The 14,772-nt window shown below is 65.3% G+C and carries 9 protein-coding genes; 5 read left to right on the top strand and 4 right to left on the bottom strand.

What is annotated here, in order from left to right:
• The first annotated feature begins 21 nt into the window (after positions 1 to 21).
• From BSIN_RS01510 to mnmH, 3 genes are all read left to right on the top strand, one after another.
• A complete protein-coding gene (locus BSIN_RS01510) occupies positions 22 to 996 on the top strand; it encodes a CerR family C-terminal domain-containing protein (RefSeq protein ID WP_175581860.1) in 975 nt (324 codons plus the stop codon).
• A 134-nt stretch (positions 997 to 1,130) separates the two neighbouring features.
• On the top strand, positions 1,131 to 2,849 hold the full coding sequence (locus BSIN_RS01505; protein WP_256583528.1) for a purple acid phosphatase family protein: 1,719 nt from the start codon (positions 1,131 to 1,133) through the stop codon (positions 2,847 to 2,849).
• Between the two features lie 139 nt (positions 2,850 to 2,988).
• On the top strand, positions 2,989 to 4,068 hold the full coding sequence (gene mnmH / locus BSIN_RS01500) for a tRNA 2-selenouridine(34) synthase MnmH (protein WP_089339285.1): 1,080 nt from the start codon (positions 2,989 to 2,991) through the stop codon (positions 4,066 to 4,068).
• Here mnmH and BSIN_RS01495 read toward each other — a convergent pair whose 3' ends face one another.
• On the bottom strand, positions 4,069 to 7,185 hold the full coding sequence (locus tag BSIN_RS01495; protein WP_089339284.1) for a transglycosylase domain-containing protein: 3,117 nt from the start codon (positions 7,183 to 7,185) through the stop codon (positions 4,069 to 4,071). It abuts the gene before it with no gap.
• Between the two features lie 304 nt (positions 7,186 to 7,489).
• On the opposite strand from BSIN_RS01495, the gene BSIN_RS01490 reads away from it, so the two are divergent.
• Both BSIN_RS01490 and BSIN_RS01485 read left to right on the top strand, forming a co-directional pair.
• Positions 7,490 to 9,877 (top strand): penicillin acylase family protein, encoded by a 2,388-nt coding sequence (locus tag BSIN_RS01490; RefSeq protein ID WP_089339283.1) that lies wholly within the window; start codon positions 7,490 to 7,492, stop codon positions 9,875 to 9,877.
• 262 nt (positions 9,878 to 10,139) lie between these two features.
• On the top strand, positions 10,140 to 11,114 hold the full coding sequence (locus BSIN_RS01485; RefSeq protein ID WP_089339282.1) for a LysR family transcriptional regulator: 975 nt from the start codon (positions 10,140 to 10,142) through the stop codon (positions 11,112 to 11,114).
• Positions 11,115 to 11,269: 155 nt separating this feature from the next.
• On the opposite strand, the gene BSIN_RS01480 is transcribed toward BSIN_RS01485, so the two are convergent.
• The 3 genes from BSIN_RS01480 to BSIN_RS01470 form a co-directional block, all read right to left on the bottom strand.
• Positions 11,270 to 12,436, bottom strand: coding sequence for a porin (locus BSIN_RS01480; protein ID WP_089339349.1), 1,167 nt, complete (start codon positions 12,434 to 12,436; stop codon positions 11,270 to 11,272).
• A gap of 664 nt (positions 12,437 to 13,100) precedes the next feature.
• On the bottom strand, positions 13,101 to 13,298 hold the full coding sequence (locus tag BSIN_RS01475; protein ID WP_059520576.1) for a ribbon-helix-helix protein: 198 nt from the start codon (positions 13,296 to 13,298) through the stop codon (positions 13,101 to 13,103).
• 216 nt (positions 13,299 to 13,514) lie between these two features.
• Positions 13,515 to 14,276 carry a YoaK family protein gene (locus BSIN_RS01470; protein WP_089339348.1) on the bottom strand — a complete coding sequence of 254 codons (762 nt, stop codon included), beginning with the start codon at positions 14,274 to 14,276 and terminating at the stop codon, positions 13,515 to 13,517.
• Positions 14,277 to 14,772 lie beyond the last annotated feature (496 nt).

Raw genomic sequence — 14,772 nt, 5'->3', positions numbered from 1 at the left:
AAGACGATTCACGAGAAGGTTATGAAAGAGGCGAAGAAGCTTCGCCGTGCGTCGGCCGCCGGCTACGCGCGCGGAGAAGAGACGAAGCAGCGCATCATCGAGGCGGCCGTCGAGCTGTTCGGCGAACATGGTTTCGCCGGCGCGTCCACGCGCGACATCGCGGCGCGCGCGGGCGTCAATGCGCCCGCGTTGCAGTATTACTTCGAGAACAAGGAAGGCGTGTACCGCGCGTGTATCGAGGCGATCGCCGATCAGGCGTGGAACGAGTTCGGGCCTGCCGTCGAGCACGCGCGGCGGGTGCTCGACGCGAACGCGCCGGTGCCCGAGCTGATCGAGGCATTCGTGCAGATCCTGGAAATCGTCGCCGGGCGGATGTTCGAGAAGGCGAATAAACAGAGCCAGCGGATGTTCTTTGCGCGCGAACAGGCCGGCTACGAGCCGGACAGCGCGACCGAGATCATCACGCGGCGCGTGCGCCGGCCGCTTAACGACGTGGGCGCGGCGCTCATCGCGCGCATCACGGGCAGCGCGCCGGACGATCCCGTCACGCTGATTCGGATGTCGAGCCTGTTTGGCCAATTCATGATTTTTCATACCGCGCGGCGTTCGATGCTCACGTTGCTTCAATGGAACGAGTTTGACGATGCACGCGTGGCGCTGCTGAAAGCGACGATCAATGCTCAGACGCGCGCGCTGCTCGAGCAATGGAGCCGGGAGCGCGAAGCGAAGCAGGCCAAGCGCAAGCCGTCGCGCGCGGCGAGGCGGCGGGGCGCGGGCGTTATGAGGTGCGCAGGGCGCGCGTGCAGCTGGCATCGTGATGTCCGGGCGGGCGCCGGATGCCGGACGTTTAGCCGAATGGAGCTTGCATTGCGTGATACGCGTGCTTACCGTGCTGCTCGCAGTCGCAGTCGCAGTCGCAGTCGCAGTCGCAGTCGCAGTCGCAGTCGCAGTCGCAGTCGCAGTCGCAGTCGCAGTCGCAGTCGCACCATACGCTAAGCGCCTACGCGCCTACGCGATGACATCGCGTCGTCACACTTTCCGGTCTATCGTCGCGTCCTGTATTGCAACGATTTCTCCGCGCAGCGAAAGCTGCCTTTCGCCCCTCGACCGCCGAAAGCAGAACGACAGCCATGCCGAACAAGACCGCCAGCGAAGCGCCCGAAACATCCGAAACGCCCGAAACATCCGGCAAGCCGCCCGCCGATCCGCACGCGTGCGTGTCGCGCCGCGGCTTCCTGAAATTCGCCGGCGCGTCCGGCTTCGCGAGCGCGGCGAGCGGCTTCGCTGCCGCGCGGGCGGCGGCCGCCGCGCCGGACGGCACCCCCGAGCAGATCCATCTGACCTGGGGCAATGGCGACGCGTCGGAGGTGATCGTGTCGTGGGCGACGCTTGCGGCCGCGGTGAATCCGCGCGTGCGCTTCATGGGCCCGGACAGCGCGTGGCGCACGGCGCATGGCGTGCAGCGCGCCTATACAGACGGCCTGAACGGCGAGGTGGTGTTCACTTATCATGCGCGGCTGCACGGCCTGAAGCCCGGTGCCGTCTACCGTTACGAGGTCACGGCCGACAACGACGGCAATGCCGCGCAGCCGTTCGCCGCGCGTTTCCGGACGGCGCCGCACGGCCGCGCGCCGTTTCGCTGGACGAGCTACGGCGATCTCGCGACGCCGAACACCGGCTGGGTGCTGTCGTCGCCGCAAAGCCGTTTCGCGGTGCAGGCGGTCGAGCGCTTCGAGCCGCTCTTCCATTTGCTGAACGGCGATCTTTGCTATGCGAACCTGAACCCGCAGCATCAGCCGGCCGTGTGGCGCGATTTCGGCAACAACAACCAGACATCGGCCGCGAATCGTCCGTGGATGCCATGCCCCGGCAATCACGAAGTCGAGTTTCACAATGGCCCGCAAGGCTTCGATTCGTATCTCGCGCGCTACACGCTGCCGGAGAACGGCACGCGTTTTCCGGGGCGCTGGTACAGCTTTCGCGTCGGCGCGGTGTTGTTCGTGTCGCTCGATGCGGACGACGTCGTCTATCAGGATGCGGGCGCGTTCGTCGCGGGCCCGAATCCGCTCGTGCCCGCGGCGAGCACCGGCAATCCGGCGATCGAGCCCGGCACGTCGTTCTATTTGCGCGGCTACAGTCGCGGCGAGCAAACGCGCTGGCTCGAACAGACACTGCGCCGCGCATCGTGCGATCGCGACATCGACTGGATCGTCGTGCAGATGCATCAGGACGCGTTGAGTTCGTCCAAGAGCGGCAACGGCTCCGACAAAGGCATCCGCGAAGCGTGGCTGCCGCTGTTCGATCGCTATGGCGTCGATCTCGTGCTGTGCGGCCATGACCACGACTACGAGCGCAGCTTTCCGGTGCGCGGCTGCCGGCATCGCACGGGCGTCGATGCCGTGACGGGCGAGGTGGTCGATACGTTGCAGCCGCGGCCAGTGATCACGTCGGAGCCGGTGGACGGCAAGTACGACACGACGCACGGCACGATCCATTTGATTCTCGGCGGCGGCGGCACGAGCGCGCCGGCCGATACTTACGGCGAGAATCCGGCCACCGGGCTGCCGCAGGCGCGCGTGTTCACGAAGCCAAACCGTCCGGTGCCGGGCGCGGCGCCGAATACGTTCGTGCGGCATGGCGCGGATGCGCTCGAGGACGCGATCTGGTCCGCGCGGCACGATACCGGCACGGGCTACGGGATCGCGGTGTTCGACTACGATCCGGGCGAGCGCGGCGGCGACACGTCGATCACGGTGAAGTACTACCATGCGCCTGGCGCCGACCAGAAGCCTACGGCCGAGTACGAGCTGTTCGAGACGGTCGTGCTCAGCAAGGCGCGCCGCAAGTAAAGGAGCGCGACCGCATGCGTCGGCGCACGGTTTGCACCGGCTGGCGCATTCGGCAGCCACCCCGGCCGGCGCAGCGGGCGCACGTGCGATAATAGCGGCCCCTTTGCGCCTGCGATGCGGCCCCGCCGTACCCGATACGTTGAACCCCCAACCCGTTTCCCTCGACCGGATCGATGAATTCGACGAGATCATCGATGTCCGCACGCCGCTCGAATATGCGGAAGACCATATTCCCGGCGCGCTGAACGCGCCCGTTCTCAGCAACGAGGAACGGGTGATCGTCGGTACGATGTACAAGCAGGTGTCGCCGTTCGAGGCGACGCGCGTGGGCGCGGCGATGGTCGGGCGCAATATCGCCGCGCATCTCGATACGACGTTCGCCGATCGTCCGCGCAACTGGCGCCCGCTCGTCTACTGTTGGCGTGGCGGCAAGCGTTCCGGCGCGATGACCGTCTGGCTCAACATGATCGGCTGGCGTGCGTGCCAGCTCGACGGCGGCTACAAGACGTACCGCCGTTCGGTCATCGAGGCGCTCGACACGCTGCCCGACGGATTTCGCTACGTCGTGCTGACGGGACATACTGGCAGCGGCAAGACGCGCCTGCTGCACGCGCTCGCGGCCGCCGGCGCGCAGACGCTCGATCTCGAGGCGCTTGCCGCACACCGCGGCTCGCTGCTCGGCGCGCTGCCCAGTGGCGAGCAACCGTCGCAGAAAGCGTTCGACACGGCTCTGGTACGCACGCTGCGCGGTTTCGATCGCGGGCGGCCGGTCTTCGTCGAGGCGGAAAGCCGGCGCATCGGCGCGATCGCACTGCCGCTTTCGCTGCTCAACGGCATGCATCGCGCGGATTGCGTCAACGTCGAAACCGCGCGGGACGAGCGCGTCGAGTTGCTGTTGCAGGACTATGGGCATCTGTTCGATCTCACCACGTTCTTCAAGATTCAGCTCGAAAAACTCGTGCCGCTGCATGGGCACGCGCGGATCGGCAAATGGCATGCGCTGCTCGACGAGGATCGGCGCAGCGAGCTGTTCGAGGAACTCGTCGACGTGCATTACGATCCCGCCTATGCGCGCAGCAGTCGCGCGCATTTCGTCCGGTTGCCGCAGGCCGAGCGCTTTACGTTCCGGCCGCTCGCGAGCGATGTCGTCGAGCAGGCGCGCGCCCTGCTCTCCCGTCTGGGCTCGGCCGATTCGCCTACGTGCGGCAAGTGTGCGTGATCAGTCAATGACGTATGAAGCACGCGCTCGCGGCGCCGGATGATCCGCGGGCAGCGCGGCGGGCCGTAGCGCATTTGTTTGCCGCGCGGGCTGTGCGACGAGCGGCTGCAGCGCCGGCGCGAGCGACTTCAGCAACTGCACCGCCATTGCGCTCGTGAAATCGTAGCGGGCGGCATAGGGTTCGTGCACATAGGCGGTCAGCACGCCGAAGAAGCGCTCGCCGAGTGCGAACGCGAACGTCGCGCTGCGGTTGACCTTGCGCGATTCGATCAAGCGCGCGCCGCGCGCATACACGTTGTAACGCTGATCGCCCGTGCCGGTCTTGCCGTATACGTCGAGCGTCCTGCCGTCGGCGAACGTCAGCCCCTGCGCGAGACGCCGGCCGGTGCCCTGCTGAACGACTTCGCGCAGCAGCGCGCGCGCTTCGTTCGCGATTTCCGGCGACAGCAGCGGCTGCGGCGTGCCTGCCGTATGCACGAAGCGGGTTTCGTAAGGCGTGCCGCGCGCGAAGTCGAGCGATGCGATCCGTTCGTCCGGCACCTTCATCCCGCCGTTCGCGATGATGCCCACCAGCTTCGCGAGTGCGGCCGGCTGGTCGCCCGACGCGCCGATCGCCGCCGCATACGAAGGCGTCAGATGCTCGAACGGATAACCGAGCGCGCGCCACGACGCGCCGATCGCATCGTATGCGCGCAGCTCGACGATGCGGCGGATCCGCCGGTCCTGCGTCGCGTGATAGCGCGTTTTGAAGAGCCATGTGTATGCGCTCAGCCGTGCGTCGCGGCTCGCGTTCTGCACGTCGTCGAGCGCGGCGTTCGGATGCGCGCGCAGATACGCGAGCGTCCACAGCGCGAGCGGGTGAACCCCGGAAATGTAGCCGCAGTCGTTGAGATTGAAGCGATCGGCTGCGTACTTCGCATAGAGCTTCGCGAGCGCGTCGTCCGACAGCGTTTGGGCGGCGGGTGTGTGCCGCAGCGCCGCGCGCATCTGCGCATCGAACCATTCGCGCGGCGCGTCGGGCGCGACGCTGCGCAGCACCGTCGCGACGCGCGGCGGCGATTTGCGCACGTTGTCGAGCATCGCAGCGAGCGCGCCGTCGCCGGATCGGCCCGCGTACTTCGTATAAAAGCGCTTCACGTACACGCGGCTTTCGTCGTCGACGAAGCGCAGCAGATAGCGGCGGCGCTCTGCCGGATCGTCGAGCCATTGTGACGGCGGGCCGTTCGCGCGGATCGTTTCGTAACGCACGATGTCGCGCATCAGCCGCACGAACACGAGATTGACCGAATTCCGGAATGCGGCGCGCACGCTCAGCACGCTGTGGTTTTCCCATTTCGCGAAATTCGTGAAGCTTTGCGCGCCGCCGCCGGTATAGAAGGTTTCGCCGGGGTTGGCCGAATATTTGCGCTCGACTGCGGCATCGAGCATCGGCTGCAACGAGCGATTCGGTGCGTGCATCAGATAGTCGAGCGCCCAGCGCGTGAGCGCGTCGGACGGATCGGGCTTGATCTGCGCGAGTTCCGTGTCGCTCATCGCCGCATAGCGCGTATGCAGCTCGGCGACGATCTGTAAATACGTGACGAGCGTGCGCAGTTTCGCGGTCGAACCGAGGTTCAGCCGCGCGCCTTGGTTGATGTCGAACGGCTGGTCGACACTGTCGGTCTGCACGCGCAGCAGGTTCGCGCCGCCGTGGCGTTCGTACAGCGTGAAGCTATACAGAATCTTCGACGGATCATCGCCTGGGCGCAGCATCTCGAAGCCATACAGGCCCGCGGCGCGCGCACCGTCGCGCGTCGACGCGCGCGCCAGCGCCGCCGCGACCGCTTGCTGCGCGGCGTTGTCGAGCGTGTCGGTCGCGCGCAGATCGAGGCGGTCGAGCTGGTAGACGTTGTCGACGCCAAGCGCGCCGAGCAGATACGCGCGCGCCGACGTCACTGCCTTGCGCGTGACGAACGATGGCGCGGGGGGCTGCGCAGGCGCGCCGCTGCGCTCGATGCGCGCGGCCAGCGCGGCATCGCGCAGCGGCGGTGCAATCACGTCATTGCTCGCGAGTAAGCGCAGATAGCTGTCGGTGAGCCGCTGCAACGCCGGATAGCCGCGATTCAGGAAGTATGACGGCGCGCGCTGCGCGATCATCAGCGACAGCGTCTGCCTGAACGCGACGCCTTGCGCGCCGGCGTTGTCGGGCGTGAACGGCGCGGCGAGCAGGCGGTTGACCTCGTCGAAGTCGCGGCCGTACCACGCGGCAAGGCCATCGCCCAAGCCCGTCACTTCGCCGATATGGGGCCGTGCGGCGAGCGGCACGGCGTTCAGGTAATGGACCACGATCGCCCGGCGCGCGGGCATCGTCTGCGCGCCGTTCAAATACGCGCGTACCGACGCCGACGCGATCTGCCGAAGTTTCTCCGGCGGCGTCGCCGTGCGCCCGTCGGGCGAGTGCCGGAATTTCTCGATCTGCGTCGCGAGCGTGCTGCCGCCTGCCGCCGCATGATGCCGATTCACGACGCGCGTGGCTTGGTCCGCGAGCGCGCGGCTGAAGCGGCCCCAGTCGATCGCGGGATTGCGGCTGGGCTGATCGGGATCGAGCAGGTAGCGGTCCTCGATGAAAAGCAACGACTGGACGATGACCGGCGGGATCGCGGCGAAGTCGCGATAGACGTGATGCGGATAGACGGCGTCGAAGAGCGGTGCGTTCGCGGTGTCGACGATCGACAGGCCGGCCTGATCTTTTTCGCCGTAGGGCAAAAACAGGCCGTCGTCGGCGAGCGCTAGCATGCGCTCCGACGCACGCGCTTGCGACGCGACGGCAAAGCCTCGCGACAACAGGCGGTGCTCGAACGACGGCAGCAGCGCGTAGCCGAGGCGAAGATCGTACGGCCCGCGCTCGGGAAAGCGGATCCGGTGGCTGACGCCGTCACCGGGTTCGTAGCCGATGCCGCGCGTGAGCGCCGACAGAAACCGCGCTTGCAGCCACGACGTGTCGATTTCGATCTGGACGAGCCGCGTCGCGGCGGCGAGCGCGATCACCACGATCGCCACCAGCGACCATTTGACACTCTTCCAGGATGGCAGCGTCCCGGACGGGCGCGGCGCGATCCGAATCAGCGGCCGGTTCATGGCGGCATCTCCCCGAGGGCGCCGGCGCAGGCGACGCCCGTTTCGAGTAGTTTAGTACCAATTCGTGCAGTATTCCTTACGGATTGGCCCGGAAAGCAACACGTTTTGGAAACGATTTCGCTTTCATGACGCTTGCGCCGCTGCGGGCGCCGGCGGCGCCGGCCGCGCGCCAAAGATGAACGCCTGCGCGCAAATTCGACTGCGCCGACCTTGACGCAACGCGCGCCGCCAATGAATATGCGCAGCACGGCCGCGCTGCCCGACGCGCTACGCGATCACTCCAAACCGATGGACTCGCGCATTCATGACACCGAACAAAAACCGTACGCTGCGTTGGCTCAAGATCCTGTCGGGCCTGATATTGATGATTCTGCTGGCCGTGGCCGCAGGCGTGGCCGCGTGGCTGCGCGCGAGCCTGCCGCAGCTCGACGGCGACGTGCGCGTGCCGACGCTCGGCGCGCCGGTGACGGCCGGGCGCGATGCGCTCGGCGTGCCGACGATCACCGCGCGCGACCGCTTCGATGCGGCCTATGCGATCGGCTATCTGCATGCGCAGGACCGGTTCTTCCAGATGGATTTGCTGCGGCGGATCGGCGCGGGCGAACTGTCGGAACTGTTTGGGCCGCAGGCGCTTGGCGTCGATCGCGAGCATCGATCGTTCCGGCTGCGCGAGCTTGCCGCGGACACATTGTCGCAACTGCCGGTCGACGATGCGCGGTTGTTGCAGCGCTACACGCAAGGCGTCAACGACGGCTTGTCCGCGCTGCATGTTCGTCCGTTCGAATACGGGCTGTTGCGGATGCCGCCGAGATTGTGGCGGCCGGAGGACTCGCTGCTCGCGATTTGGGCGATGTATTTCGATCTGCAAGGCAGGCTTGCGTCGCGCGCGGTCGCGCGGCGCTGGTTGCAGGAACATGCCGAGCCGCGTCAGCTTGCGTTTTTGCTGCCTGAATCGAGCCGTTTTGATGCGCCGCTCGATGCGCCCGCGATCGCCGGGCCGGCCGCGCCGGTGCCCGATGCCGCGCCCGCATGGTTGCGTGCCGCACCGCCGCAACCCCCCGGCAACGTCGGCGCACGTCTCGTCTCGATCGACGATCAATCGTCGGTCGGCAGCAACAATTGGGTGCTGGCCGGCCCTCGCAGCGCGACCGGCGCGGCGATCGTCGGCGACGACATGCATCTGGGGCTGCGGCTGCCGAACATCTGGTATCGTGCCGCGTTTGCGTATCGGAGCGACGCAGGCGTGGTGCGGCGCGTTGCCGGCGTCACGCTGCCGGGCGTGCCGGCTGTCGTGGTCGGCAGCAACGGCCAGGTTGCGTGGGGGTTCACCAACGGCTACGTGAACGGTCTCGAACTGGTGCCGCTCGAGCCGCACGAGAGCGATGCGCACACCTTCCGGCTCGGTGGCACGTGGGAAGCCGCGCACGCCTATACCGAAACGATCCGGGTGCGCGACGCCGCGCCGGTCCAGATGACCGTGCTGCAAACGTCCGTCGGGCCGGTACGCGAGATCGGCGGCCAATACTACGCAGTCCATTGGATTGCGCAGACGCCCGGCGCGGTGAATCTGGCGCTGGCGCGCATGTCCGACGCTCACGATGTCGACGAGGCGATCCACATCGCCCATGCGGCCGGCATTCCCGCGCAGAACATCGTGATCGGCGACAGCGCGGGCCACATCGGCTGGACGATCGCGGGCGCGTTGCCCGATCGCCGTGCGAGCGCGGACGACGGTGCGCCGTCGTGGCGCGTGCCGTTGCCGCCCGATGCGTATCCGCGCATCGTCGATCCGGCGGCCGGTCAGCTGTGGACGGCGAACAGCCGGCAATTGGCGGGCGACGCGTACCAGTTGATCGGCGACGGCGGCGCGGATCTCGGCGCGCGCGCCGGCCAATTGCGCGATGCGCTGACGGCGCTCGGCCGTACCGACGAGCGTGCCGCCTATCAGGTCGACCTCGACGATCGCGCGCGCTTCATGTCGCCGTGGCGCGAGCGCGCACTGCGCGTGCTCGACGACGCTGCGCTCGCCGACCATCCGGCGCGCGCCGAATTCAAACGGTTGCTTGAACACGGCTGGACGGGCCGGGCGAGTGTCGACTCGGTCGGCTACACGCTCGCGCGCGGCTTCCTGTTTCGCCTGTACGACATGCTGTTCGGCGGCCTCGACGCGCGCTTGAAGCAATTGGACGCCGGCGCGGATTACGCGCTGGCGAATCCGCGCTGGCCGGTGCTCGTCGCGCGGCTGCTCGACGAGCGGCCGGCCGCGTGGTTGCCGGGCGGCACATCGAACTGGCGCGACGTGCAATTGAGCGCAATCGACAAGACGATCGCGGCCCTGACCGTGGACGGCGCGCCGCTCGCCGGCGCGACCTGGGGGGCGCGCAATACGCTGAGCATCGCCCATCCGTTCGCGCGCAGCGTGCCATTTTTCGGGCGCTGGCTGTCCGCACCGGCCGATCAGGTGCCGGGCGATATCCATATGCCGCGCGTGGCCGGGCCGGATTTTGGACAGTCGGAGCGCATGGTCGTGTCGCCCGGGCACGAGGAGGGCGGTATTTTCAACATGCCGGGCGGGCAGAGCGGCCATCCGTTCAGCCCATTCTTTCTGGCGGGCCACGATGCATGGGTGAAGGGCGCACCCCAGCCTTTTCTGCCGGGAGCGGCCGAGCATACGCTACGGTTCGTGCGTTGACGCGGCGGCGGCGCGCAAAAGCGCGCATCGCAGGGGCGGCCGGATGCGCGGACCGGTTTTGCTGCTACCGCGCGTCCCTTTTGCAAGAACCGCCCCGGGGCGCAGGCGTTTCCAACAATCGACGCGGACGTTCGCGGGCGCGGCAAGCGCGCGCGGCGCCGGCGTGCATCACTATTCGGTGAACACGAATAATAAGAAAACGACTTGTATCGGATATCGCCGGAGTTCTATTTTGCGCTGTTGGCGATTCGAAGGGGATAGCATGGACCGCATCCAGGCAATGGAAGTTTTCACGCGCGTAGTCGACGCGAACAGCTTCACGCGGGCGGCCGACACGCTCGGCATGCCGCGCGCGACGGTGACGACGATCATCCAGAATCTCGAGGCACTGCTCGGCGTGCGACTGATGAACCGGACGACTCGCCGGCTCGCGCTCACGCCGGACGGCACCGCTTACTACGAGCACTGTATCAAGATCATGGCCGAGATCGCGGAGACGGACGCGAGCTTTCAGGCGGGCAACCGCAAGCCAAGCGGCGCGTTGCGGGTTCATATGCCGGGCTCGCTCGGGCGCCGGCTCGTGATACCCGCGCTGTCGATGTTCCGTCAGCGCTACCCTGACATCACGCTCGATCTGGGGTTGTCGGACCGATTGGTGGATCCGATCGAGGAGGGCGTCGATTGCATGATCCGGGTTGGCCCGCTCGAGGATTCGTCGATGGTCGCGCGCCGGATCGGCATGCTCAGGCGCGTGACCTGCGCGTCACCCGATTATCTGCGGCGCCACGGCGAGCCGCGCGCGATCGAGGATCTGGCCGAACATCACGCGGTGAATTTCCCCGCGAACCACGGCGGCCGGCCGCTGCCGTGGATGTTTCTGATCGACGGCAAGACGGTTGAGGTCAGGATGGACGGCGTGGTTCTCGTCAACGATTCGGATGCCTATGTGACATGTGGCATCGAGGGCTTTGGAATGATTCAGCCGACGCTCTTCATGGTGCTGCCGCATCTGCTCAACGGAACCCTGCGGGAAGTGCTGCCGGACTTCAATCCGAAGCCCAAGCCGATCTCGATCGTTTATCCGAACAACCGTCATTTGTCGGCGAAAGTCCGCGTGTTTGCCGACTGGATCGCGGAGCTGTTCGACTCGACGCCCGCGCTCGAAGGCGGCGAGGACTGGCGCGGCGCGATGCCGAAGCCCGAGGCCCTGCCGAGTCGCGGGCCGGTTGCTGCGTAACGGGCGGGATGGAGCGGCGTGTGCCGATGCGACGGCGTCGCGCCGCGCGTTGCCGCGGAGTGTGGCGCATCGCCCGGGTTGTACCGCGCCGTGCCGGATCTTGCGGCGGCATCCGTTGAGTGCCGCCGCTGAGGGGAACGGGCGTTGCCGCGCGCTCAGAACGCGTGCCGCAGGCCGGCCGTGACGGCCACTTGCGTACCGGTCGAAGACGGCGACAGCGTATTGATCATCGCATTGGCGAGCGCGGAGCCGGAAGGCGCGCCATGCACGTGCTGATACACGCCTTCGACGTAGACATCGGTGCGTTTGCTCAGCGAATAAGCGGTTTGCAGCATCACCGTGTTCCATTTGGGAGACGCGTTCGTCGCCCCGTTCGAATAAGCGCCGTCGGTCAATGTGTAAGCGGCCGATACGACCCATGCCGGCGTGATCGCGTATTTCGCGTTGACTTCATAGTTGTCGATGCGCAGCGTGCCATGAAGCGGCATGTAACTGCCGCTGCCGAGCGACATCACGTTGATCATGTCGTCGATCTGCGTGTGGCTCCACACCAGCCCGACGGTGGCCGGGCCCAGCGCGTAGCTGCCGCCGGCACCCCAGATGCGCTGTCGTTTTGCTATGAAGTTCGCGCTGCTGTCGCTCTGCGCGAGCGCGCCGTTCGGATTGCCGCCCGCCGGGCCGCCGCCCGCGTTGTTGAACTGCAAATAGCCTGCCGCGACATTGACGGGCCCTTGCGCGAACGCGGCGCTGATCCCGTATGCACGGTTGTTCGCAAAGCCGCCCGCCTGGTTGCTGAACGAATACATGCCTGCGGCCGTGACGCCATAGCGCGTGGGGCTCACGTACTTGACCGTATTGTTGGCCGTGACGGAATTCGCGGCGAGGTTGTCGTTCCCGAACGGATGCGCGGCCAGATTACCGCCCCAGGTATTGCTGCCGGCCGATAGCGGTCCGAGCAAATCATTGAGCACATCGAACTGGCGGCCGAACGTCACCGTGCCGTATGGCTCGCTTTGCAGTCCCGCCCATGCCTGCGAGCCGAATGCGTCACCGGAGAACGCCTGGCTGCCGTTGTTCAGATTGAAGCCTTGCTCGAGCTTGAACACCGCGTGCAAACCGCCACCCAGATCCTCGGCTCCCTTGAGCCCGAAGACGGTGTTCTGCGTCGAGCTGGTGCCCATTCGCCAGCTGCTGTGGCCGTTCTGATTGTTGGTATAAACAATACCGGTATCGATGAGACCGTATAACGTGACGCTGCTCTGAGCGTGCGCGGAAGCGACAAGCGTGCCGGATATCGCGGCAGCGAAAAGCGATGTCTTGATGATCGAAAGCTCTGTCATGATGAATGGAAAACAACGGATGAAACGCTCCGGCAGCCGGTGAACGCCGGAGAGGGAAACCGGGCTGGATGAGTGGCTGCAACGCTTGCGGGACGCTGGAGCCCGCCGACCGTCGTGCGATCAGACGATGCGCGTTGCGGCACACTTTGGAGCGGATAACGGATCGGCAGATAGTCGGACATCGTCGTCGGTGAGGCAGGCGCGCACGACAAACGATAAAGCATGCATGCGCATGCATATCCGCTTTCGAATTGGCTTAAACCTGCATCGATAGACGGAACAGTATGGTTTCAAAAATATCGAAACGCGGTAAAAAATAAGCCCGCTACTGTAAAAAGATTATCAACCGCGAAATGACGCATGAGATCGATTCGGACTGCCGCTTACGCATGGGCACGTGCGCCGCGCATGTCATCTGGCTTCGACAGCGAGCGGTGCGTTCATGCTGCTGCGTGCGCAGGAAGCCGTGCCCGCCGGTTAGAGGTCAGCATTCGGTAGGAGCGAGGTAGCGAGTCGGAGCGAATCGTAGAAATTCGACACCCCGATATCCGAAGGATGACGAATCATTTGGCAGACAGCGATGCGTCCGATGAGTGCGGAGTATAACCGCGCAACGGAGAATATTCGGTACGGCGCGCGCGTGCGGTTATTCGGTCCGTCGGCGAGCTCGGCCGCCGAGCGCGCTTTTCGTTTTATACGTCACGCCATGCTGCGCCAGATACTCGCGAATGAGCTGGCGCACGACTTGCGATGGAGTGAGATCCTGTTCCGCACACAGCGTTTCGAATGCTTTCTTTTTGGCAGGGTCGATCAGAACGGTCAATCGTGCGGTTTTCGTTTCCATCTCGGCATGGTTCAGGCAGATATGTGAATCCGATTGTAATGCATTCGCTTCGGAGCGCCGCCCAAACGCGCGACAGCTTGGTGCGATAAGGTTTCCGATAGCCTTCGGACGCTTCGTGCGGATAGTGCGGAGCCGCTCCGCGTCTTTCGTTGGCTAGCCGCGTCAGGCGGTAATGCCTTGCAATCGGCTCGTTTGACGACGAGCCGCGCTCGGCCGCTAACGGTTCCGTCGATAAAGAAAAGCCAGCATATCGTCGATGATCGGCACGATCGCGAGCGCGACCAATATCGCCGCGAGCGGCACGGTCGACACATAGCCGACATGCTTGAAGCCGAGTGCGCCTGTCACGCAGCCCGTGAAGAATGAGGCGAGCATGGTCGCGTGAATTTTCAGTTTCGTGCGGTTGGCGATCACGGCTTTGGCTCCTACGGCTGCCTTCGACGAGTTCCAGTAAAAAAGCTTGCCCAGCTCGATGCCGATGTCGGTCACGATCCCCGTCATATGCGTGGTACGGATCTCTGCGCCGGACAACTTCGTGATCATTGCGTTTTGCAGTCCCATGATGAAGCAGAGCAGAACTACCGTGACGGGGACGAAGAACGCTTCGCGCAGCGCGAGATGACTGCCCAGCAGTCCGAACAACAGCAGCAGCACCGCCTCGACGAGCAGCGGAAGCACATATTGGCTGTGCAGATCGCGGCGGCGTCCCCAATTGATCAGGACGGCGGAGCAGCCGGCACCGAAAATGAACGACGACAGCGAGCCGATGCCGGCAAGCGCGAGCGGCACGTCGCCCAGTGCGAGCTGATCCGCGATCGCCGACACGATGCCGCTCATATGAGACGTGTATTGCTTGACAGCCAAGAATCCGCCGGCGTTGATCGCACCCGCGATGAAGGCAAGCGAGAATCCCAACTGACGGTTGGCGTGGGCGTTACGTTGCTTTCCCGTCAGGCTTCGGAAGTAATGCACGGGCATCGAATGGCAGTGGCTTGGCGGCTCGGTACCGAGCAGCATGGATGGCGCGACGTTTTACGGAACGGCCGCGATGGGATTGCCCCGCGTGTCCGGGTGCCGGCAAGGTCCGGCGCTTCACCCAAAACGGTTTCACCGATGCCCGCGCGCAAAAAGGAATCGTGACTTTAATGATAACGCCATTAACATATTCTGTTAACCAGAGATGATTTATATGCGCATTAGGAGCAGTGGTTCAGGGTATCGGTGCGACGGGCGCGGACCGTGACTGGCCGGACCGATCGTTGATTGCCAACCCTACGAACGCCAGATAGATGTGGCGATGACTTGTTCTATCTGCTGCTCCGTGCATTGCCTAGGCGGAAGAGGTGGCTGCGCAAATTCGGACAGCCGGATAAGTGGAACGCTCGGGGCCTGAGCCGGCGATAATGCCGGCAAAGGAACCCGGAAGATGACGAAGAGAACCCGACGGACGCACTCAGCGGCGTTCAAAGCGAAA

The organism is Burkholderia singularis, assembly GCF_900176645.1.
In the GTDB taxonomy this organism is placed as follows: Bacteria; Pseudomonadota; Gammaproteobacteria; order Burkholderiales; family Burkholderiaceae; genus Burkholderia; species Burkholderia singularis.
Note: the sequence above shows the minus strand (reverse complement) of the source record. Positions and strands in the feature narration are given on the sequence as shown.